Annotated in this window: 18 protein-coding genes; 14 read left to right on the forward strand and 4 right to left on the reverse strand. The window is 52.0% G+C overall.

Translation table 11 applies throughout. The features are described 5' to 3' along the window. Positions 1 to 25 precede the first annotated feature (25 nt). The 6 genes from phoB (at position 26) to proY (ending at position 7,684) form a co-directional block, all read left to right on the forward strand. Positions 26 to 715, forward strand: coding sequence for a phosphate response regulator transcription factor PhoB (phoB, locus tag NXT09_RS18850; protein WP_005975981.1), 690 nt, complete (start codon positions 26 to 28; stop codon positions 713 to 715). A gap of 27 nt (positions 716 to 742) precedes the next feature. Beyond that, on the forward strand, positions 743 to 2,065 hold the full coding sequence (gene phoR, locus NXT09_RS18855; RefSeq protein WP_240584733.1) for a phosphate regulon sensor histidine kinase PhoR: 1,323 nt from the start codon (positions 743 to 745) through the stop codon (positions 2,063 to 2,065). Positions 2,066 to 2,080: 15 nt separating this feature from the next. Next, positions 2,081 to 3,019, forward strand: coding sequence for a PstS family phosphate ABC transporter substrate-binding protein (locus NXT09_RS18860; protein WP_268580857.1), 939 nt, complete (start codon positions 2,081 to 2,083; stop codon positions 3,017 to 3,019). A gap of 248 nt (positions 3,020 to 3,267) precedes the next feature. After that, the gene (locus NXT09_RS18865; RefSeq protein ID WP_268580858.1) at positions 3,268 to 4,374 is read left to right on the forward strand and encodes a cobalamin-independent methionine synthase II family protein; all 1,107 of its coding nucleotides are present in this window, start codon (positions 3,268 to 3,270) and stop codon (positions 4,372 to 4,374) included. 478 nt (positions 4,375 to 4,852) lie between these two features. Then, positions 4,853 to 6,172, forward strand: a complete 1,320-nt coding sequence (gene brnQ, locus NXT09_RS18870) for a branched-chain amino acid transport system II carrier protein (RefSeq protein WP_268580859.1) — start codon at positions 4,853 to 4,855, stop codon at positions 6,170 to 6,172. Between the two features lie 141 nt (positions 6,173 to 6,313). Beyond that, the gene (gene proY / locus NXT09_RS18875; RefSeq protein WP_268580860.1) at positions 6,314 to 7,684 is read left to right on the forward strand and encodes a proline-specific permease ProY; all 1,371 of its coding nucleotides are present in this window, start codon (positions 6,314 to 6,316) and stop codon (positions 7,682 to 7,684) included. Positions 7,685 to 7,889: 205 nt separating this feature from the next. Here proY and NXT09_RS18880 read toward each other — a convergent pair whose 3' ends face one another. From NXT09_RS18880 to NXT09_RS18890, 3 genes are all read right to left on the reverse strand, one after another. Further along, a complete protein-coding gene (locus NXT09_RS18880; RefSeq protein ID WP_268580861.1) occupies positions 7,890 to 9,164 on the reverse strand; it encodes a mechanosensitive ion channel family protein in 1,275 nt (424 codons plus the stop codon). 223 nt (positions 9,165 to 9,387) lie between these two features. Continuing rightward, a complete protein-coding gene (locus tag NXT09_RS18885; protein ID WP_010299049.1) occupies positions 9,388 to 9,990 on the reverse strand; it encodes a peroxiredoxin C in 603 nt (200 codons plus the stop codon). A gap of 210 nt (positions 9,991 to 10,200) precedes the next feature. Continuing rightward, positions 10,201 to 10,782: an acyl carrier protein phosphodiesterase gene (locus NXT09_RS18890; protein WP_039472344.1), complete on the reverse strand. Its 582-nt coding sequence runs from the start codon at positions 10,780 to 10,782 to the stop codon at positions 10,201 to 10,203. A 239-nt stretch (positions 10,783 to 11,021) separates the two neighbouring features. Here NXT09_RS18890 and queA point away from each other — a divergent pair, with 239 nt between their 5' ends. The 5 genes from queA to secF all read left to right on the forward strand — a co-directional run bounded on the left by queA (position 11,022) and on the right by secF (position 16,649). Further along, entirely contained in the window at positions 11,022 to 12,089 is a 1,068-nt protein-coding gene (gene queA, locus NXT09_RS18895) for a tRNA preQ1(34) S-adenosylmethionine ribosyltransferase-isomerase QueA (RefSeq protein WP_268580862.1), read from the forward strand. A gap of 96 nt (positions 12,090 to 12,185) precedes the next feature. After that, positions 12,186 to 13,331, forward strand: a complete 1,146-nt coding sequence (gene tgt / locus NXT09_RS18900) for a tRNA guanosine(34) transglycosylase Tgt (protein WP_268580863.1) — start codon at positions 12,186 to 12,188, stop codon at positions 13,329 to 13,331. A 126-nt stretch (positions 13,332 to 13,457) separates the two neighbouring features. Beyond that, a complete protein-coding gene (gene yajC, locus NXT09_RS18905) occupies positions 13,458 to 13,790 on the forward strand; it encodes a preprotein translocase subunit YajC (RefSeq protein WP_010282033.1) in 333 nt (110 codons plus the stop codon). A gap of 27 nt (positions 13,791 to 13,817) precedes the next feature. Beyond that, on the forward strand, positions 13,818 to 15,665 hold the full coding sequence (secD, locus tag NXT09_RS18910; RefSeq protein ID WP_072012398.1) for a protein translocase subunit SecD: 1,848 nt from the start codon (positions 13,818 to 13,820) through the stop codon (positions 15,663 to 15,665). Positions 15,666 to 15,737: 72 nt separating this feature from the next. After that, entirely contained in the window at positions 15,738 to 16,649 is a 912-nt protein-coding gene (secF, locus tag NXT09_RS18915; RefSeq protein WP_240346531.1) for a protein translocase subunit SecF, read from the forward strand. Between the two features lie 73 nt (positions 16,650 to 16,722). Here secF and NXT09_RS18920 read toward each other — a convergent pair whose 3' ends face one another. Then, entirely contained in the window at positions 16,723 to 17,292 is a 570-nt protein-coding gene (locus NXT09_RS18920) for a SadB/YajI family lipoprotein (RefSeq protein WP_268580864.1), read from the reverse strand. Between the two features lie 218 nt (positions 17,293 to 17,510). Between NXT09_RS18920 and nrdR the strand changes: the two genes are divergently transcribed. From nrdR to ribH, 3 genes are all read left to right on the forward strand, one after another. Then, positions 17,511 to 17,960, forward strand: coding sequence for a transcriptional regulator NrdR (gene nrdR / locus NXT09_RS18925; protein ID WP_010282042.1), 450 nt, complete (start codon positions 17,511 to 17,513; stop codon positions 17,958 to 17,960). 35 nt (positions 17,961 to 17,995) lie between these two features. Then, complete coding sequence (ribD, locus tag NXT09_RS18930; protein ID WP_268580865.1) at positions 17,996 to 19,132, forward strand: bifunctional diaminohydroxyphosphoribosylaminopyrimidine deaminase/5-amino-6-(5-phosphoribosylamino)uracil reductase RibD; 1,137 nt, start codon at positions 17,996 to 17,998, stop codon at positions 19,130 to 19,132. Between the two features lie 110 nt (positions 19,133 to 19,242). Further along, the gene (gene ribH, locus NXT09_RS18935) at positions 19,243 to 19,719 is read left to right on the forward strand and encodes a 6,7-dimethyl-8-ribityllumazine synthase (protein ID WP_012773708.1); all 477 of its coding nucleotides are present in this window, start codon (positions 19,243 to 19,245) and stop codon (positions 19,717 to 19,719) included. The last annotated feature ends 20 nt before the right edge of the window (positions 19,720 to 19,739 follow it).

A 19,739-nucleotide genomic window follows, 5' to 3' on the forward strand; every position in this document is an offset into this window, starting at 1 on the left:
ACGATGATTAACGACAGGATTAACAATGGCAAAACGCATATTAGTCGTGGAAGATGAAGCACCAATTCGTGAAATGGTCTGCTTTGTACTGGAACAAAATGGTTATCAACCTGTTGAAGCTGAAGACTATGACAGCGCGGTAACGCAACTGTCGGAGCCATTCCCGGAACTGGTGTTATTGGACTGGATGCTGCCAGGCGGGTCAGGCCTGCAATTCATCAAGCATATGAAGCGCGAGGCGCTGACGCGTGATATCCCGGTGATGATGTTGACCGCGCGTGGCGAAGAAGAAGACCGCGTGCGCGGGCTTGAAGTGGGAGCGGATGATTACATTACCAAACCGTTTTCACCCAAAGAGTTGGTGGCGCGTATCAAAGCCGTGATGCGTCGGATTTCACCGATGGCAGTGGAAGAAGTGATTGAAATGCGTGGCCTGAGCCTCGATCCTTCCTCACATCGCGTGACGACCGAAGAGCACGCGTTGGACATGGGGCCGACGGAATTTAAACTGCTGCATTTCTTTATGACGCATCCTGAACGTGTTTATAGCCGGGAACAGTTGCTGAATCACGTTTGGGGCACTAACGTTTATGTTGAGGATCGTACTGTCGACGTCCATATTCGTCGCCTGCGTAAAGCGCTGGAAACCAGCGGACATGACAAAATGGTGCAAACCGTTCGGGGAACGGGCTACCGTTTTTCAACGCGTTACTGAGGTGATCGTAACCGGAGACACATTAACGTGCTAGAACGTTTATCCTGGAAAAGGCTGGCATTGGAGCTAGCTTTTTTTTGTTTGCCCGCTTTACTGCTGGGGCTGATTTTTGGCTATCTGCCCTGGTTTCTGCTGGTCGCCGTATTAGGCTTGCTGTGCTGGAATTTTTATAACCAGCTAAAACTCTCTTATTGGCTGTGGGTTGACCGCAGCATGACGCCGCCGCCTGGCCGCTGGAGCTGGGAGCCGCTGTTTTACGGGCTCTATCAGATGCAGTTGCGTAACCGACGCCGACGCCGTGAGCTGGCGCTTCTGATCAAGCGGTTTCGCAGCGGTGCCGAATCTTTGCCCGATGCGGTGGTGATCACGACCGAAGATGGCACCATCTTCTGGTGTAATCATCTGGCGCAGCACCTGTTGAATTTCCGCTGGCCGGAAGATAACGGTCAGAACATCCTCAACTTATTGCGCTATCCCGAATTTACGAATTACATGAAAGGACAGGATTTTAGCCGTCCTCTCACGCTGCAGTTGAATAATTCTCACCATGTTGAATTTCGCGTGATGCCCTATTCCGAAGGCCAGCTATTGATGGTGGCGCGTGATATTACGCAAATGCATCAGCTTGAAGGCGCCAGACGTAACTTTTTTGCCAACGTGAGCCATGAGTTGCGTACGCCGCTGACGGTGTTGCAGGGCTATCTGGAAATGATGCAGGAAGAAACGCTGGATGCGGCGCTACGCGGAAAAGCGCTGAATACCATGCAGGAACAGACCCGACGTATGGATGGGCTGGTCAAACAGCTGCTGACCCTGTCCCGTATTGAAGCGGCGACGGCAATCGATCTGAATGAAAAGGTCGATATCCCGTTGATGCTGCGCGTATTGCAGCGTGAAGCGCAGACGCTGAGTCAGGGGCGTCATGAGATCGTCTTTCGTGTGAATGAAAGCCTCCGCGTGTTTGGTAATGAAGAACAACTGCGCAGTGCGGTATCCAATCTGGTGTATAACGCGGTCAACCATACGCCAGCGGGAACGCGTATCGAAGTCTGCTGGCAGAAGATCCCGCAGGGCGCGCAATTTCAGGTCAGCGATAACGGACCGGGCATTGCGGCCGAGCACTTGCCGCGCCTGACGGAACGCTTTTATCGGGTGGATAAGGCGCGTTCACGACAAACAGGCGGCAGCGGACTGGGGCTGGCGATTGTTAAGCATGCGCTTAGCCATCACGATTCCCGTCTGGAAATCATGAGTGAGGATGGGCTGGGCTCACGTTTCGTCTTTACGTTGCCGAATCGGTTGATTGTCCCTGCCTCTCTGGCTGAAAATACGGTGAAACCTTCAGCCTGACGGAAAACGCTATCTATGACATCCGCCACTCGCATTGCGGGCGCTTTTTTACTGCTGTTCAGTGCGTTGTGCTCCGCACAGCCTCGTCAGATGCTGGCGGGCAACCTCTCCAGCGCGGGGTCGGATACGCTGGCTAACCTGATGGCCTTCTGGGCGGCGGATTTCAGCCAGCATTACCCGAACGTGAATTTACAGATTCAGGCCGCTGGGTCGTCCTCTGCGCCGACGTCTCTGGCATCGGGTGCTGCGCAGCTTGGGCCGATGAGCAGGGCGATGAAGGCCAGCGAAATTGAGGCGTTCGTCCAGCATTATGGCTACCCGCCGCTGGCGGTGCCGGTGGCAATGGATGCGCTAGTCGTGCTGGTCAATCAGGATAACCCGCTGCCTGGGCTGAACTTGTCGCAGCTGGACGCCATCTTTTCGATTACGCAGCGCTGCGGTAACCACCAGCCGATAAAACAGTGGGGCGATCTCGGCCTGCATGGCAGTTGGGAAAAACGCACGCTACTGCGCTATGGACGAAACTCGGCGTCGGGAACCTATGGGTTCTTTAAGCAAAAGGCGCTATGTCGTGGCGATTTCCTTCCTCAGGTTAATGAACTGCCCGGTTCAGCGTCTGTCGTACAAGCGGTTGCGGCGTCAACCGATGCCATCGGCTATGCCAGCGTGGGCTTTCGTACCAGCGGCGTGAGAATGCTGCCGTTAGCTGCACAAGGCACCGACTACATCTACCCCTCGACTGAAAATATCCGCAGCGGTTTATACCCTTATACCCGCTATCTCTATATCTACGTGAACAAAGCGCCCAGCCAGCCGCTGGAAGCGCTAACGGCGGCATTTTTAGCGCGAGTGCTGTCTGATACGGGGCAGGCGCTGGTGAATCAGGATGGCTATTTGCCACTGCCGGAAGCAACGCGTCGTCAGGCGCGTCAGCAGATTGGTCTGCCAGAATAATTCTTCCTATTCCCCTCCTTACGAGTTTGCGATGTTTTCACGTTAGATGAACTTTCTTCATGTAACGTGAAAATTCTTCCATTGCCCTGTGATTCGCCCCGTGACAGGATAGTTTTAAATTTAGACGTCCAGATGGCTAAATAAGATTAAATGTAACTATCCCTTTGGGCAAATATTTCACATTGAAACTATCTGTCAGCATGCTTCTTTCCTGAAGGTCGGTGCTGGCAACATGTCAGGAGCGACATATGGCGAATACCTTATCCCCTTTCCGTGCTGATACCGTCGGCAGTTTCTTGCGTCCAGCAGCGATTAAGGAAGCACGCCTTCAACATCAGGCGGGCGAGATTGATGATGCTGCGCTGCGTAGCATTGAAGATCGTGAGATTCTGCGGGTGGTAGAAAAGCAGCGTGAAGCGGGCCTGCAGGTTGTGACGGATGGTGAATTGCGTCGTGCCTGGTGGCACTTCGATTTCTTTGCCGACTTGAACGGCGTGGAGCGCTACGAAGCCGATCACGGTATTCAATTCAACGGTATTCAGACCAAATCCCATGCGATTCGCGTCGTGGATAAAGTGAGCTTCAATTCTCAGCATCCGATGCTCGATCATTTCCGTTACCTGAACAGCATTTCTGGCGATGCCGTCGCTAAAATGACGATTCCAAGCCCTAGCGTGATGCATTTCCGCGGCGGCCGCAAAGCGATTGATGCGACGGTTTATCCCGATTTAGCGGACTATTTCGACGATTTGGCACAAACCTGGCGCGATGCGATTCACGCATTTTATGACGCTGGTTGCCGCTTCCTGCAACTGGATGACACTGTATGGGCCTACCTGTGCTCTGACGATCAAAAACGTCAGATCCGTGAACGTGGTGAAGATCCGGCGCAGCTGGCGCGAACCTATGCGGATGTGCTGAATAAAGCGCTGGCTGATAAGCCTGCGGATCTGGTTATCGGTTTACACGTTTGTCGCGGTAATTTCCGCTCGACCTGGATTTCTGAAGGCGGATACGAGCCTGTGGCAGAGGTTCTGTTTGGCGAAGTGAATGTTGATGAATTCTTCCTGGAATACGATACCGAGAGAGCCGGTGGGTTTGAGCCACTGCGTTTTGTGAAGCCAGGCCATCAGCAGGTGGTGCTGGGACTGATCACCACGAAGAACGGTGAGCTGGAAGAGGCAGAGGTGGTGCAGGCGCGTATCGCGGAAGCGGCAAAATATGTCGATCTCAGCCAGATTTGCCTGAGCCCGCAGTGTGGCTTTGCTTCAACGGAAGAGGGTAACAGCCTGACGGAAGAGCAGCAGTGGAATAAGCTGAAACTTGTTGTGGATATCGCCAATCGCGTGTGGTGATACCGGTGAAGTAAACTTATCCCCGCAGTGGATATACAGAGGCTGGATCATACGATCCGGCCTTTTTTGTGGCCGCTATCCGGCCTTCTACCCGCGACGTTTTTGTGAAATATGTTTTTTTTATGATCGAACAACGCATTTTATTCCGTTTTTTGTCAGTTTTATTGCAATGAAATATCGATAAATGCGCAAATCATGTGTTATGCAAATCAGGATAAACCAATTTATATTCTTATTTTTTGGCATAGTTAGGCTTGATACTCTGGTTTTTGGATCTCCGCTTGTCTTTTTACGCTATAAACGTTTTACTTAGCACCCAATATGGCTGTGCAAAAAATAACTCCTCTATGCTCGCCATCTTTCGCGTTTCCAGAGTGTTGGCGTCAGCTTCGAGCTAGCTCTTTGTGAATGGCTTCTGGCGGCGATAAACGGCACCGTTTTCTTTTTATCGATTTGATACAGGCAACACGACATAACTATGAGTCATCGTTTAACTTCCAAAGATATCGTGGCATTAGGTTTTATGACCTTTGCTTTGTTCGTGGGGGCAGGAAATATTATTTTCCCGCCGATGGTGGGATTGCAGGCGGGAGAGCACGTTTGGACCGCAGCGCTCGGCTTTCTGCTGACGGCGGTTGGTCTACCTGTGTTGACCGTGATCGCGCTTGCCCGGGTTGGCGGTGGTGTTGATGCGCTGAGCTCGCCGATTGGTAAAAAGGCCGGTGTTGTTCTGGCGACCGTGTGCTATCTGGCTGTTGGGCCGCTGTTCGCAACGCCGCGCACGGCAACCGTCTCGTTTGAAGTCGGTCTGGCACCTTTGGTCGGCAACGGAGCTTCTCCGCTGCTGATTTATAGTCTGATTTATTTTGCCATTGTGATCGCGATTTCCCTGTATCCGGGCAAACTGCTGGATACGGTCGGCCATGTGCTGGCACCGTTAAAGATCATTGCGCTGGCGGTACTGGGTATTGCTGCGGTGCTGTGGCCTGCCGGTTCGTCTATCCCAGCGACAGAAACGTATGAGCAACTGCCGTTCTCCAATGGTTTCGTCAACGGCTATCTGACGATGGATACACTGGGCGCAATGGTCTTTGGCATCGTGATCGTGAATGCGGCGCGCTCGCGTGGAGTGACAAGTTCAGCGTTGCTGACGCGTTACACTGTATGGGCAGGATTAATTGCTGGTATCGGTCTGACGCTGGTCTATCTGAGCCTGTTCCAGCTCGGTTCCGTCAGTGGTGAACTGGTGCCGCAAGCGCAGAATGGAGCCGAGATTCTCCATGCTTATGTGCAACACACGTTCGGTAACATGGGAAGCAGCTTCCTGGCGTTGTTAATCTTTATCGCGTGTCTGGTGACGGCGGTGGGGCTGACCTGTGCCTGTGCTGAATTCTTTGCGCAATACCTGCCGTTGTCTTACCGCACGCTGGTGTTTGTGCTGGGAACGTTCTCGATGGTGGTGTCTAATCTGGGCTTGAGCCATCTGATTCAACTTTCCATTCCTGTGCTGACGGCGATTTATCCACCGTGTATCATTCTGGTTTTATTGAGCTTTACGCTGCGTTGGTGGAATAGCGCTTCACGTATTGTGGCCCCCGTCATGTTAGTCAGTCTGTTATTTGGCATGATTGATGGTGTAAAATCGTCGGCCTTCAAATCGCTGTTGCCGGAGTGGAGCCTCAACCTGCCGCTGAGCGAGCAAGGGTTGGCCTGGCTGCCGCCGTCACTGCTGATTTTGCTGGTTGCAGTGATTTACGACAGACTTTGTGGTCGTCAGGAAGTGACGGTACATCAATAATACCGTTAATACCTGATAGCACTGGAGCGGTAGGGATAGCGTGCCGCTCCAGCACAACGTTGGTTTTCTGCACCACAGGTCTTTGCCTGTGGTTTTTCTTTTTGTAATGTTTTCCTTTATATAAGACAGGGTTGCTTATCAATGGAACAACCATCCTCCAAGCTCAAGCGTGGGTTAAGCACGCGGCATATCCGCTTTATCGCCCTTGGTTCGGCGATCGGAACCGGTCTGTTTTATGGTTCCGCGAGTGCGATCCAAATGGCTGGCCCCAGTGTATTGCTGGCTTATCTGATCGGCGGGGTTGTCGCGTATATCATCATGCGCGCACTGGGCGAAATGTCGGTGCACAACCCTCAGTCCAGCTCGTTTTCCCGCTATGCGCAGGATTATCTCGGGCCATTGGCGGGGTATATCACCGGCTGGACCTACTGCTTTGAGATGCTGATTGTCGCCATTGCCGATGTGACCGCGTTTGGCATCTACATGGGCGTCTGGTTCCCTGCCGTGCCGCACTGGGTGTGGGTTCTGAGTGTGGTGCTCATCATTGGTGCCATTAACCTGATGAATGTGAAAGCCTTTGGTGAACTGGAGTTTTGGCTCTCTTTCTTCAAAGTTGCCACCATTATCATCATGATCGCGGCCGGGATCGGCATCATCATCTGGGGTATTGGCAACGGGGGGGAACCGACAGGTATCCACAACCTCTGGACCAATGGCGGGTTCTTCAGTAACGGTGTGATGGGGATGATTCTCTCGCTGCAGCTGGTGATGTTTGCGTATGGCGGCGTGGAGATTATCGGGATTACGGCCGGTGAGGCCAAAGACCCACAGAAGTCGATCCCTCGTGCAATCAACTCTGTGCCATGGCGTATTCTGGTGTTCTATGTCGGCACGCTGTTCGTCATTATGTCGATTTACCCGTGGAATCAGGTAGGGACTAACGGAAGCCCATTTGTACTGACGTTCCAGCATATGGGCATTACGGCGGCGGCAGGTATCCTGAACTTTGTTGTGATTACCGCGTCGCTGTCGGCGATTAACAGCGATGTCTTCGGCGTTGGCCGTATGCTGCATGGGATGGCGGAGCAGGGGCATGCACCGAAGGTGTTTGGCCGTATTTCCAAGCGTGGTATCCCGTGGGTCACGGTTGTTGTAATGATGACGGCGCTGCTAGTGGCGGTGTACCTGAATTACATTATGCCCGGTAAAGTTTTCCTGGTGATTGCTTCACTGGCAACCTTTGCAACGGTGTGGGTGTGGATCATGATTCTGTTTTCTCAGATCGCCTTCCGCCGTCGTCTGAGCCCGGATGAAGTGAAAGCGCTGGCGTTCCCACTGCGCGGCGGCATCGTGACCTCCGTGTTCGGCATCGTCTTCCTGTTCTTCATCATTGGTTTGATTGGCTACTTCCCGGACACGCGCGTGTCGCTGTATGTCGGTATCATTTGGATAGTGCTGCTTTTAGTGGGCTATGTCTGGAAAAAGAAGCGTCAGAACGCGGTAGCGGCATAGAATTAAGTTAGTCGCTTGCTATCGGAAGAAGCGAGGTTGCTGACAAAGTCCGCAGAGCGGGAGTAACGGATAGATCGTAAAGACGCTGTGAATACGTCCATGTACGCTCGGCTTGCGCCATCCCTGGCGCAAACGCTTTACTCTTCTATTCCGTTACTCCCGTTTTCATTCGGTGTCAGCGGCGTTCGTTCCTTTGCATGAGATATTACGCTTTCGGAGCCGTCATTTGCTGCGCCATGATCCGCATATCGTGGCCGGTTGGGATTTGATGAATACGGAGATCGAACTCCGGTAAGATCGCAAAGATATGGTCGAAAATATCAGACTGAATGCTTTCGTAATCGACCCAAGCGGTCGTGTTGGTAAACGCATAAATTTCCAGCGGCACCCCTTCTGACGTTGGTGCAAGCTGCCGTACCATCAGCGTCATCCCTTTATGAATACCCGGATGGGTGCGCAGATAAACCTGAAGGTAGGCGCGGAACGTGCCTAAATTCGTCAAACGACGGCCGTTCAGCGGTGATGTCAGATCGCAATCGGACTGTGTATTGTGCTGCTCTAGCTCGCTCTTTTTGTTCTGAATATAAGGTGACAGTAACTTGCTGCGCAGCAATCGCGCCTGTTCGTCTTCCGTCATGAAATGCACGCTGGTGGTATCGATATTGATGCTGCGCTTGAGGCGCCGTCCCCCTGATTCGGACATCGAACGCCAGTTCTTAAAAGAATCGGAGACTAAGGCGTAGGTGGGAATGGTGGTGACGGTATTATCCCAGTTTCTCACTTTTACTGTTGTCAGTCCGATATCGATAACGGCCCCGTCAGCGCCGTATTTCGGCATTTCGAGCCAGTCGCCCAGCGTTAACATGTCGTTGGCGGAGAGTTGGATGCCCGCGACCAATCCCATAATCGGGTCTTTGAACACCAACATCAGAACGGCGGCCATCGCACCTAATCCGCTAATCAGAATCAGCGGCGATTTCCCGATGAGCAGTGACACGACCATAATGCTGATGACGATGGTGGCGATCAGCTTCAGACTCTGGAAAATACCGCGCAGCGGCAATTGAGCCGCGACTTTGGTTCGGGCGGAAACGTTGAGCAGAACATCGAGGAGCGAGAACAAGGACAGCAGCGCAAAAACCATGATCCACACCTGGGAACAGATGATTAGCGCTTCGCGGGTTTCACTCTGCGCGGGAAGCCACACAAAAACCTGAATATTCAGGATCACCCCTTGTAGCAAGAAGGCCAGACGGTTAAACAAGTTGTGTTGCGTCAGCGCCTGTTTCCACCCGTGTCCCTCGGTTTTTCCCGGTTTATTGAGTGAGCGCAGTACCATTCTTTTCAGCACCACCTGATGAAAAATCAGGTGGATGACGGCAGAAATGAGCAATATCAGCCCAAGAACAATCAGTAACGCAATGATGCTAGCGTGTTGTATTCCAGCTTCTCTCAGCCACAGCGCGAGATTTTGTTGCATGCGTTCTCCTTTTATTCCAGTGAATCTGTCGTGTATTAACACGATGTGGCTTTAAGGCTAAGGATTTAGCGCCCCTAGTCAACCTTTTGTATTATTTAAGATATCGCCGGGAAGAGGTGGTGAGAGGTGAAGAAGAGCAGAGGGATAACTTGCGGGCAAAGAAAAAGCCAGTCGCATCGCAACTGGCTTGGTCATCATATTGCCATGTCGGCAGGATGAGGAATTACAGCTTGTCTGCGTTCTCAGACAGGTATTTTGCTACGCCGTCTGGTGACGCGCCCATACCGGATTTACCTTTTTCCCACTGCGCCGGGCACACTTCGCCGTGCTCTTCGTGGAATTGCAGGGCGTCAACGGTACGCAGCATTTCATCGATGTTACGACCCAGCGGCAGATCGTTCACCACCTGGTGACGAACTACGCCGTTTTTGTCGATCAGGAAAGAACCACGCAGTGCAACACCAGCTTCTGGGTGCTCAATGCCGTAGGCTTTCTGGATTTCGCGCTTGATGTCAGCAACCATCGCGTATTGCACTTCGCCGATGCCGCCTTTGTCCACAGGGGTTTTACGCCATGCGTTGTGAACAAACTCGGAGTCGAAGGAAACGCCAACCACTTCTACACCGCGTTTCTTGAACTCGGCATAGCGGTGATCGAAAGCAATCAGCTCTGACGGACAAACGAAGGTGAAGTCCATCGGCCAGAAGAAGATCACGGCAGCTTTACCGTTGATGTGCTTCTTCAGGTTGAAATTTTCGACGATTTCGCCACTGCCTAAAACGGCAGCTGCGGTGAAGTCTGGGGCTTGACGAGTTACCAGGACCATAATTACTCCTGTAGATAGCGGTTAATGATCGGATGATATAAAAAACAGCGACTAGTATAGGGACTCTACCTGAGTGAATACAGGCAAAGAGACCAATCAATGAGATAGCTTCTGTCTATTGAACTCATCGCTATTTCCTTTCAAGGGGCTACATTATCCCTTTTGACAGAAAGGACAATACGTCGCGTAGAAAAACGGAAAAATCGCGATCTATAGCTGCTGCGCTTTCGCTAATTGCATCATCCGTGGGTAAAACTGCCAGAAGAGTATTTCAAATTGGTGATAGTGCTGCTCGATATCCTGAAAAGAGCCGGACAGCGCAGCCAGTTTCGGACGGCGTACCGACATTCTGTGCAGCACATCGGCGATAAACGGCAGCTCTGCGTAACGGGTCATCCAGCGTTCCGGCCACAGATAGCGATTCAGGTTCTGAAAGCGTTCTGGCGTGTGCGCCAGATGCGGCTCGATTTGTGATTGCGCATCGTCGATAAAGGCTTGCAGGGGGGTATCCGGCACCAGCTGTAGCCAGTGACGCGCAAGATAGTGATCCCACAGGACATCTAGCGTAATCGGCGAAACGCGGCGGAATTCATCGCTGAAATACTGACGCGCCTGTTTGACTTCCGGCAGGCTGTCGGTTAGCGAATCAACGCGACGATGCAGACGAATACCCGCGACGATCTCGTCAGCGTAGCTGTCCTGCGGGTTGCCGCGCACGAAATCCGCCATCAGATTACCTAATAGGGAACTGTCGGCCAGCGTGGCCAGGTGGAGGTGAGCAAGAAAATTCATGGCGCTAGTATATACCCTTCATCTTTCGAGTTACAGGCTCGTTGGCTGCCCTTGGTCACCCCAGTCACTTACTGATGTAAGAAGCTCTTGGGGACTCCCTCAGTTGCCGCCTTCCTGTATCTCGAAATCTATTGGGTATAATGCATTCCACGACTCAGGTGCTTATTTCTTGCAGCCATGCGCTTGCGGCTCTAGACTAGGCCGCCCATTTTTAATGTATTACAGCTAAGTGAATTGCCATGCGTGTTACCGATTTTTCGTTTGAACTTCCTGAATCATTGATTGCCCATTATCCACAAGCGGAACGCAGTGGTTGTCGCCTGCTATCGCTGGACGGGCCGACGGGAAATCTGACGCACGGCGTGTTTACCGATTTGCTGGATAAACTGAATCCCGGCGATCTGCTGGTGTTCAACAACACGCGCGTGATTCCTGCTCGTCTGTTTGGCCGTAAAGCCAGCGGCGGCAAACTGGAAGTGCTGGTCGAGCGTGTGTTGGATGACCATCGCGTGCTGGCGCACGTTCGGGCGTCGAAAGCGCCAAAACCGGGTACGGAGCTGCTGCTGGGCGATGACGAAAGCGTCAAAGCTACGATGGCCGCTCGCCACGATGCGCTATTCGAGCTGCATTTCGATGATTCTCGCGATGTTCTGTCGATCCTGAATGATATCGGCCACATGCCGTTGCCACCTTATATCGACAGACCCGATGAAGATGCTGACCGTGAGCTTTATCAGACGGTGTATAGCCAACGACCAGGCGCTGTAGCGGCACCGACGGCGGGCTTACATTTTGATGAGCCGATGTTGGCCGCATTGCGCGAGAAGGGCATCGACATGGCGTTCGTGACGCTGCACGTAGGCGCGGGGACTTTCCAGCCTGTACGCGTCGATACGATTGAAGATCACATCATGCACGCCGAATATGCCGAAGTGCCGCAGGACGTCGTGGATGCCGTTTTGGCGTGCAAAGCGCGGGGAAACCGCGTGATTGCCGTTGGTACCACTTCAGTACGTTCACTGGAAAGTGCCGCGCAGGCCAGCCAGAACGCGGCGATTGAACCGTTCTTCGGCGATACCAAAATTTTCATCTATCCGGGCTATCACTACCGCATTATCGATGCGCTGGTGACCAATTTCCATCTACCCGAATCGACGTTAATCATGCTGGTGTCGGCCTTTGCCGGTTACCAGAACACGATGTTTGCCTACCGTCAGGCGGTGGCAGAGCAATATCGTTTTTTCAGCTACGGTGATGCGATGTTTATTACGCACAACCCGATGACCAAACAGGAAAGCGTGGGATAAACCCACTTTCCACATAATAGGAACGCCACAGACCACGCTCTGTCAGGCGTTAATACATCATTACCATCAGACTGTTTTTCTGATGCTGGAGGCTAAGTGAAGTACGAATTACAAACAACGGACGGCCGTGCGCGACGCGGTAGATTGATTTTTGAACGTGGCGTCGTAGAAACCCCGGCTTTTATGCCCGTGGGGACGTACGGCACGGTGAAAGGCATGACGCCGGAAGAAGTGAAAGAGACCGGCGCACAGATTCTGCTCGGCAATACGTTCCACCTGTGGCTGCGTCCCGGTCAGGAAATCATGAAGCTGCATGGCGATCTGCACGACTTCATGAACTGGCACGGCCCGATTCTAACGGATTCCGGCGGTTTTCAGGTGTTCAGCCTCGGCGATATGCGCAAGATTACCGAACAGGGCGTGCATTTCCGTAACCCGATCAACGGGGACTCGATTTTCCTTAGCCCGGAAAAATCGATGGAGATTCAGCACGATCTCGGTTCCGACATCGTCATGATCTTTGATGAGTGTACGCCGTACCCTGCCGATTGGGATTACGCCAAGCGCTCTATGGAGATGTCACTGCGCTGGGCAAAACGCAGCCGTCAGCGTTTTGATGAGCTGGAGAATAAAAATGCGCTGTTCGGTATTATTCAGGGAAGTGTTTACGAAGATTTACGTGATGTATCCGTAAAAGGGCTGGTAGACATTGGCTTTGATGGGTACGCTGTGGGCGGTTTGGCTGTCGGTGAGCCGAAAGAAGATATGCACCGTATTCTGGAGCACGTTTGCCCGCAGATTCCAGAAGATAAACCGCGCTACTTGATGGGCGTTGGCAAGCCGGAAGACTTAGTCGAAGGTGTCCGCCGCGGTGTCGATATGTTTGACTGTGTGATGCCAACGCGCAACGCACGTAACGGGCATCTCTTCGTGACTGATGGCGTAGTGAAAATCCGTAATGCGAAGCATAAAGATGACGTCAGCTCGCTGGATGAACACTGTGATTGCTACACGTGTCGCAATTATAGCCGCGCCTACTTGCATCATCTTGACCGTTGCAACGAAATACTCGGAGCACGACTCAATACCATTCATAACTTGCGTTATTATCAGCGTTTAATGGCAGGTTTACGTCAGGCCATTGAAGAGGGTAAATTAGAGCACTTTGTGGTGGATTTTTACCAACGTATAGGCAAACCGATTCCGCCGCTTGCTGAAAAAGACGTTGCCGCAAGCAGCTGATAGTCCGTTTGCTATGCATTGTATTTTGTTATGAATTGTATTTTGTTGTGAAGCGTTTTTACGATTATAAGGTTGATAACTTATCTTTTTGATAGCTTATCTTTTGACAAAAAAGAGGATATTTAAATGAGTCTTTTCATCTCCGATGCTGTAGCTGCAACCGGCGCTCCGGCTCAGGGAAGCCCGTACTCTCTGGTTATTATGCTGGCCGTTTTTGGTCTGATTTTCTACTTTATGATCCTGCGTCCTCAGCAAAAACGCGCTAAGGAACACAAAAAGTTAATGGATTCTATCGGCAAGGGCGATGAAGTCTTAACGACCGGTGGTCTGGTTGGTCGCGTAACCAAAGTATCCGAAACTGGCTATATTGCGATTGCGTTGAACGAGACCAATGAAGTGGTTATCAAACGTGATTTCGTGGCTGCCGTGCTGCCGAAGGGCACGATTAAGGCCCTGTAATTTCCGATTTTCCCGAAGGGAACTGCCGTGTTAAATCGTTATCCTTTGTGGAAGTACCTGATGCTGGTCGTGGTGTTGTTTGTCGGCCTGCTCTACGCACTTCCTAACCTATATGGTGAGGATCCGGCGGTACAAGTTACTGGCGCGCGGGGAACCGCCGCCAGCGAAACGACGCTGATCCAAGTCCAGAATGTTTTAAAAGAACAGAACATTACCAGTAAGTCGATTGCATTGGAAAACGGTGCAATTCTGGCTCGCTTCTCTAACCCTGATATCCAGCTCCGCGCGCGTGAAGCGCTCGTTAATGAGCTGGGCGAAAAGTTCGTCGTTGCACTTAACCTGGCACCTGCTACGCCAACCTGGCTGCGGTTGTTGGGCGCTGAACCGATGAAATTGGGGCTTGACCTGCGCGGCGGCGTTCACTTCCTGATGGAAGTGGATATGGATACGGCGCTGGGTAAACTACAAGAACAAACAATGGACTCTTTGCGCAGCGATCTGCGTGAGAAGAACATTCCTTATGCCTCCGTGCGTAAAATTGATAATTACGGTGTCGAAATTCGTTTCCGTGATGCTCAAACGCGTGATGAGGGCATCAACTATCTGACCACTCGTCACCGCAATCTGGTTCTCAGCAGCAGCGGCAGCAATCTGCTGCGTGCAGTGATGTCTGACGAACGCCTGCGTGAAGCACGTGAATACGCCGTACAGCAAAACATCAATATCCTGCGTAACCGTGTGAACCAATTGGGTGTTGCTGAGCCGCTGGTACAGCGTCAGGGTGCCGATCGCATCGTCGTTGAGTTACCGGGTATTCAGGACACGGCGCGTGCGAAAGAAATTCTTGGTGCAACCGCGACGCTGGAATTCCGTCTGGTCAACAGTAATGCTGATGCAACCGCAGCGGCGAACGGCCGTGTGCCGGGCGACTCTGAAGTGAAGAACATGCGTGACGGCTCACCAGTGGTGTTGTTCAAGCGTGTGATTCTGACGGGCGACCATATTACCGATTCGACATCGAGTACGGATGAATACAACCAGCCTCAGGTGAATATTTCTCTGGACAGCGCGGGTGGCAACACCATGTCCAACTTCACCAAAGACAGTATCGGTAAGCTGATGGCGACGCTCTTTGTGGAATACAAAGACAGCGGCAAGAAAGATGCGACTGGCCGTTCGATATTGGAAAAACACGAAGAAGTGATCAACGTAGCGACGATTCAGTCGCGACTGGGTAACAGCTTCCGTATTACCGGTATTGATAACCCGAACGAAGCGCGTCAGCTTTCTCTGCTGCTGCGTGCGGGTGCGCTGATTGCGCCGATCCAGATCGTTGAAGAACGTACCATTGGGCCAACGCTGGGGATGCAAAACATCACTCAGGGTCTGGAAGCCTGTTTGTGGGGCTTGATCGCATCGATCCTCTTTATGGTCTTCTTCTACAAGAAGTTTGGTGTCATCGCGACCAGTGCGCTGGTTGCTAACCTGGTGTTGATTGTCGGCGTGATGTCGCTGTTGCCTGGGGCGACGCTGACCATGCCGGGTATCGCAGGTATCGTGCTTACGCTGGCGGTTGCCGTCGATGCTAACGTACTCATTAACGAACGTATCAAAGAAGAACTCAGCAATGGTCGCTCCGTGCAACAGGCCATTCATGAGGGCTACAAAGGTGCATTCAGTTCGATTGTTGATGCGAACGTCACGACGTTGATTAAAGTCATCATCCTGTATGCGGTTGGTACCGGTTCTATCAAAGGGTTTGCTATCACGACTGCGATTGGGATTGCGACCTCAATGTTTACGGCGATCGTCGGTACTCGTGCCATCGTTAACCTGCTTTACGGCGGTAAACGTATCAACAAGCTGTCTATCTAGGAGTGCGTTGTGGCACAGGAACAGGAATACAACATTGAACAACTCAATCATGGACGTAAAGTCTATGATTTCATGCGCTGGGACACATTGGCATTTGCCATTTCCGGTCTGCTGATCATCGCTTCTATCGCGATTATGGGTGTGCGTGGTTTCAACTGGGGACTCGATTTTACCGGTGGTACGGTTATTGAGATTAACCTTGAGAATCCGATCGATCTCGATGTCCTGCGTAGTTCATTAGAGACCTCTGGGTTTTCAGAGCCGCAGGTACAGAATTTCGGTAGCAGCCGTGACGTGATGGTACGTATGCCACCCGTTTCTGGCAGCGAGAACGAAGCGCTCGGTAACAAAGTGCTGAAGGTGGTGAACGATACCTTCCAGCAGCATGCGACGGTAAAGCGTATTGAGTTTGTCGGACCGAGCGTGGGGAGTGATTTGGCACAGGCGGGCGCATTGGCGCTGATGTCTGCGCTGATTGCTATCCTCATTTATATCGGTTTTCGTTTTGAATGGCGTCTGGCGATGGGGGCCGTACTGGCTTTGGCGCACGATACGATCATCACGATGGGTCTGCTATCTCTGTTCTCTATTGAGATTGACCTAACGATCATTGCGTCGCTGATGTCGGTAATTGGTTATTCACTTAACGATAAAATCGTAGTATCTGACCGTATTCGTGAGAACTTCCGCAAGGTTCGTCGTGGTACACCTTACGAGATTACCAACATCTCTCTGACACAGACGTTGCACCGTACCATCATCACATCAGCGACCACGCTGGCGATGATTGTGATTCTCATGGTCTTCGGTGGTGCATTGTTGCATGGCTTCTCGTTGACGATGTTTATCGGTGTGATCATCGGTACGATCTCTTCTATCTACGTTTCTTCTGCTCTGGCGTTGAAACTGGGTATGAAGCGTGAACACCTGATCGTTCAGAAAGTGGAAAAAGAAGGGGCGGACCAACCGTCTATCCTGCCTTAATCTGCCGACTGTAAACATAAAAAAACCCCGCAATGCGGGGTTTTTTGCATCTTAGCGTTGGGAAATACGTTTACTAGGGGGACTCGGTTGCGGCAACGGGGGGCGGACTCTGTATTTCCTGAACCTGATGTAAACGAACAAAGCCGAGTTCTTCTGGCGACAGGCCGCTCAGGCGTAATTCAATAATCGCTTCGGCTTTTGGTAACAGAGTAGGGGAGACGACAAACGACTGTGTTTGCGTGTCGCCAGCTAAAGGCTTCCCGCTCACAGGATCGAGCCGTCCCCAGTCAAGCTGTGCACCAAAGGCCGGTAGCCCCTTCGCATCAAGCGTGCGAATGTGCAGCAACGCGCTTGTTCCGTTTGCTTCAGTCTCGATGTTGCGTAACGATACGTTTAGCCTGCCGATACTGCTTTCCAGTACGGTGCTGGTTTGTGCTGCTGGCAGTAAATAAACGCCGGAGGTGGACTGGGAATTCAACGCATTTTGTCGCTCTAACGCCGTGGCCTGATCGGTCAGCGTTTGTAATTGCTGATTGAGCTGGCCTATCTGATTCTGCAATTTGGGCATCTGGCGCTGTTCAGCGCACCCTGCGAGCAAAATTAGCGCCGGCAGGAAGGCCAGTACGTGATATCGGGTTCTCATATCTGTGGTTCCCCTTTCGATGTTTTTATTCATTGATCCGTTGATCCCTGTTGCTGAGTTTAGCTGCGATTAAGCCTAAGTCATAGGTGAGACAGCTTTTTTCATCCTATTACCGGAAAGATGCGAAACCCTTCGCAACGTGGATCAGGAGTTTTGGTTAGTCCGTTAATTCAGGGTAAACTGTCGCTACGTTTAAGGATTACTGGTCAGGACACATCATGCATTGCCCGTTTTGTTCCGCTGTTGATACCAAAGTCATTGATTCCCGTCTGGTCGGCGAAGGTTCGCAAGTACGTCGTCGTCGGCAGTGTCTGGTTTGTCATGAACGCTTCACCACGTTTGAAGTGGCTGAACTGGTGATGCCGCGAGTCATCAAAAGCAATGAAGTACGCGAGCCTTTTAATGAGGATAAATTGCGTAGCGGTATGCTGAAGGCGCTGGAAAAAAGGCCGGTTAGTTCTGATGACGTCGAAATGGCGCTTAATCACATTAAATCTCATCTTCGCGCTACCGGAGAACGCGAGGTTACCACCAAGATGGTGGGGAATCTGGTGATGGAAGCATTGAGAAAGCTGGATAAAGTGGCTTATATCCGCTTTGCATCGGTGTATCGCAGCTTTGAAGATATCCGTGAATTTGGCGAAGAGATTGCGCGTTTGCAGGATTAAGTCGCGTCGGCGCAATAGAGATAAGAGGTTCGGGAATGAGCGCTTTTCAGGAAAACGGCCACTTGCCGCAGGATGAATTATACATGGCGCGCGCGTTAGAGCTGGCGCGTCGTGGCCGTTTCACGACCGCACCCAACCCTAATGTTGGCTGCGTGATTGTTCGTGATGGCGAAATTGTAGGTGAAGGCTATCATTTTCGTGCTGGTGAGCCACACGCGGAGGTGCATGCGCTGAGAATGGCGGGGGAACGTGCACGTGGTGCGACGGCCTACGTCACGTTGGAACCGTGTAGCCACCATGGCCGCACGCCACCTTGCGCCGATGCGTTGATTACTGCTGGCGTTTCCCGCGTGGTTGCTGCGATGCAGGATCCGAATCCACAGGTGGCGGGTCGTGGTTTGCATCGCTTACAGCAAGCGGGGATTGCCGTCAGTCATGGTTTGATGATGGCTGAAGCAGAGAAGGTGAATGTAGGTTTCCTGAAACGCATGCGGACGGGCTTTCCTTACGTGCAGCTCAAAATGGCGGCGTCTTTGGATGGGCGTACTGCGATGGCGTCGGGAGAAAGCCAGTGGATTACCTCACCGCAGGCGCGTCAGGATGTGCAGCGTTTTCGTGCGCAGAGCGCAGCGATTCTGAGCAGCAGTGCGACGGTGTTAGCCGACGATCCTTCTCTTACTGTACGCTGGTCAGAGCTGGGTGACGATGTGCAGAAACGCTATTCAGAATCAGATCTCAGGCAACCCGTGCGGGTGATTGTGGACAGCCAGCAGCGCGTCACGCCGCAGCATCGGATTGTTAGCCAACCGGGTGTGACCTGGCTGGCGCGCGTGCAGGCGGATGAACAGGCGTGGCCGCAGGGCGTTGAACAAGTGATGCTACCGCAGCACAATGGCGGTGTTGATCTGGTGGCGTTGATGATGGTACTGGGGAGACGGCAGATTAACTCCGTCTGGGTCGAAGCCGGGGCCAGTCTGGCCGGTGCGCTGCTTAATGCTGGCGTTGTTGATGAACTTATCGTTTATCTTGCCCCCAAACTGTTGGGCGAAAATGCCCGTTCGCTGTGCCTCTTGCCCGGACTGGATCAGCTGTCTCAGGCACCAGAATTTGATATCGCAGACGTTCGCCAGGTTGGCCCAGATTTGCGATTACGCCTGAAACCTAAATTCTGATGTGTATGTAAATACGTGGTGCAGGTCCGACAAAACCGGATACGTGCCAACAAAAATTATGATAGAATCCGCCCCCCTGCGGGCCATAAAGACCAGATACAAGGAAAGCTATGAACGTTATCGAAGGTGTTGTTGCTACTCCTGATGCCCGTGTGGCGATTGCGATTGCGCGTTTTAACCATTTTATTAACGACAGCCTGCTGGAAGGTGCGATTGATGCATTGAAACGCATCGGTCAGGTTAAAGACGAAAATATCACCGTTGTCTGGGTGCCGGGTGCTTATGAACTGCCATTAACGGTTCGTGCACTGACCAAAAGCGCGAAAAATGGTGGATATGATGCCGTGATTGCTCTGGGAACGGTCATCCGTGGTGGAACAGCGCATTTTGAATTTGTTGCTGGCGAATGTAGCTCAGGCTTGTCCTCTGTTGCGATGGACAGTGAAATCCCTGTTGCTTTCGGCGTTCTGACGACGGAAAGCATTGAGCAGGCGATTGAGCGTGCCGGTACGAAAGCGGGGAACAAAGGTGCTGAAGCTGCTTTGACCGCGCTAGAAATGATTAATGTATTGAAAGCGATTAAGTAAGCCTGATTAAGTAAGGGGAA

The sequence above is a fragment of the Pectobacterium jejuense genome, from assembly GCF_026800125.1.
Lineage (GTDB): Bacteria > Pseudomonadota > Gammaproteobacteria > Enterobacterales > Enterobacteriaceae > Pectobacterium > Pectobacterium jejuense.

What these genes read in the sequence shown, in the direction of transcription:
- brnQ (WP_268580859.1), top strand. Translation starts at nt 4,853, where the DNA reads ATGAGTCATCGTTTAACTTCCAAAGATATCGTGGCATTAGGTTTTATG.
- NXT09_RS18885 (WP_010299049.1), bottom strand. Translation starts at nt 9,990, where the DNA reads ATGGTCCTGGTAACTCGTCAAGCCCCAGACTTCACCGCAGCTGCCGTT.
- NXT09_RS18865 (WP_268580858.1), top strand. Translation starts at nt 3,268, where the DNA reads ATGGCGAATACCTTATCCCCTTTCCGTGCTGATACCGTCGGCAGTTTC.
- proY (WP_268580860.1), top strand. Translation starts at nt 6,314, where the DNA reads ATGGAACAACCATCCTCCAAGCTCAAGCGTGGGTTAAGCACGCGGCAT.
- nrdR (WP_010282042.1), top strand. Translation starts at nt 17,511, where the DNA reads ATGCATTGCCCGTTTTGTTCCGCTGTTGATACCAAAGTCATTGATTCC.
- ribD (WP_268580865.1), top strand. Translation starts at nt 17,996, where the DNA reads ATGAGCGCTTTTCAGGAAAACGGCCACTTGCCGCAGGATGAATTATAC.
- queA (WP_268580862.1), top strand. Translation starts at nt 11,022, where the DNA reads ATGCGTGTTACCGATTTTTCGTTTGAACTTCCTGAATCATTGATTGCC.
- yajC (WP_010282033.1), top strand. Translation starts at nt 13,458, where the DNA reads ATGAGTCTTTTCATCTCCGATGCTGTAGCTGCAACCGGCGCTCCGGCT.
- secF (WP_240346531.1), top strand. Translation starts at nt 15,738, where the DNA reads ATGCGCTGGGACACATTGGCATTTGCCATTTCCGGTCTGCTGATCATC.
- ribH (WP_012773708.1), top strand. Translation starts at nt 19,243, where the DNA reads ATGAACGTTATCGAAGGTGTTGTTGCTACTCCTGATGCCCGTGTGGCG.
- NXT09_RS18890 (WP_039472344.1), bottom strand. Translation starts at nt 10,782, where the DNA reads ATGAATTTTCTTGCTCACCTCCACCTGGCCACGCTGGCCGACAGTTCC.
- NXT09_RS18880 (WP_268580861.1), bottom strand. Translation starts at nt 9,164, where the DNA reads ATGCAACAAAATCTCGCGCTGTGGCTGAGAGAAGCTGGAATACAACAC.
- phoB (WP_005975981.1), top strand. Translation starts at nt 26, where the DNA reads ATGGCAAAACGCATATTAGTCGTGGAAGATGAAGCACCAATTCGTGAA.
- NXT09_RS18920 (WP_268580864.1), bottom strand. Translation starts at nt 17,292, where the DNA reads ATGAGAACCCGATATCACGTACTGGCCTTCCTGCCGGCGCTAATTTTG.
- NXT09_RS18860 (WP_268580857.1), top strand. Translation starts at nt 2,081, where the DNA reads ATGACATCCGCCACTCGCATTGCGGGCGCTTTTTTACTGCTGTTCAGT.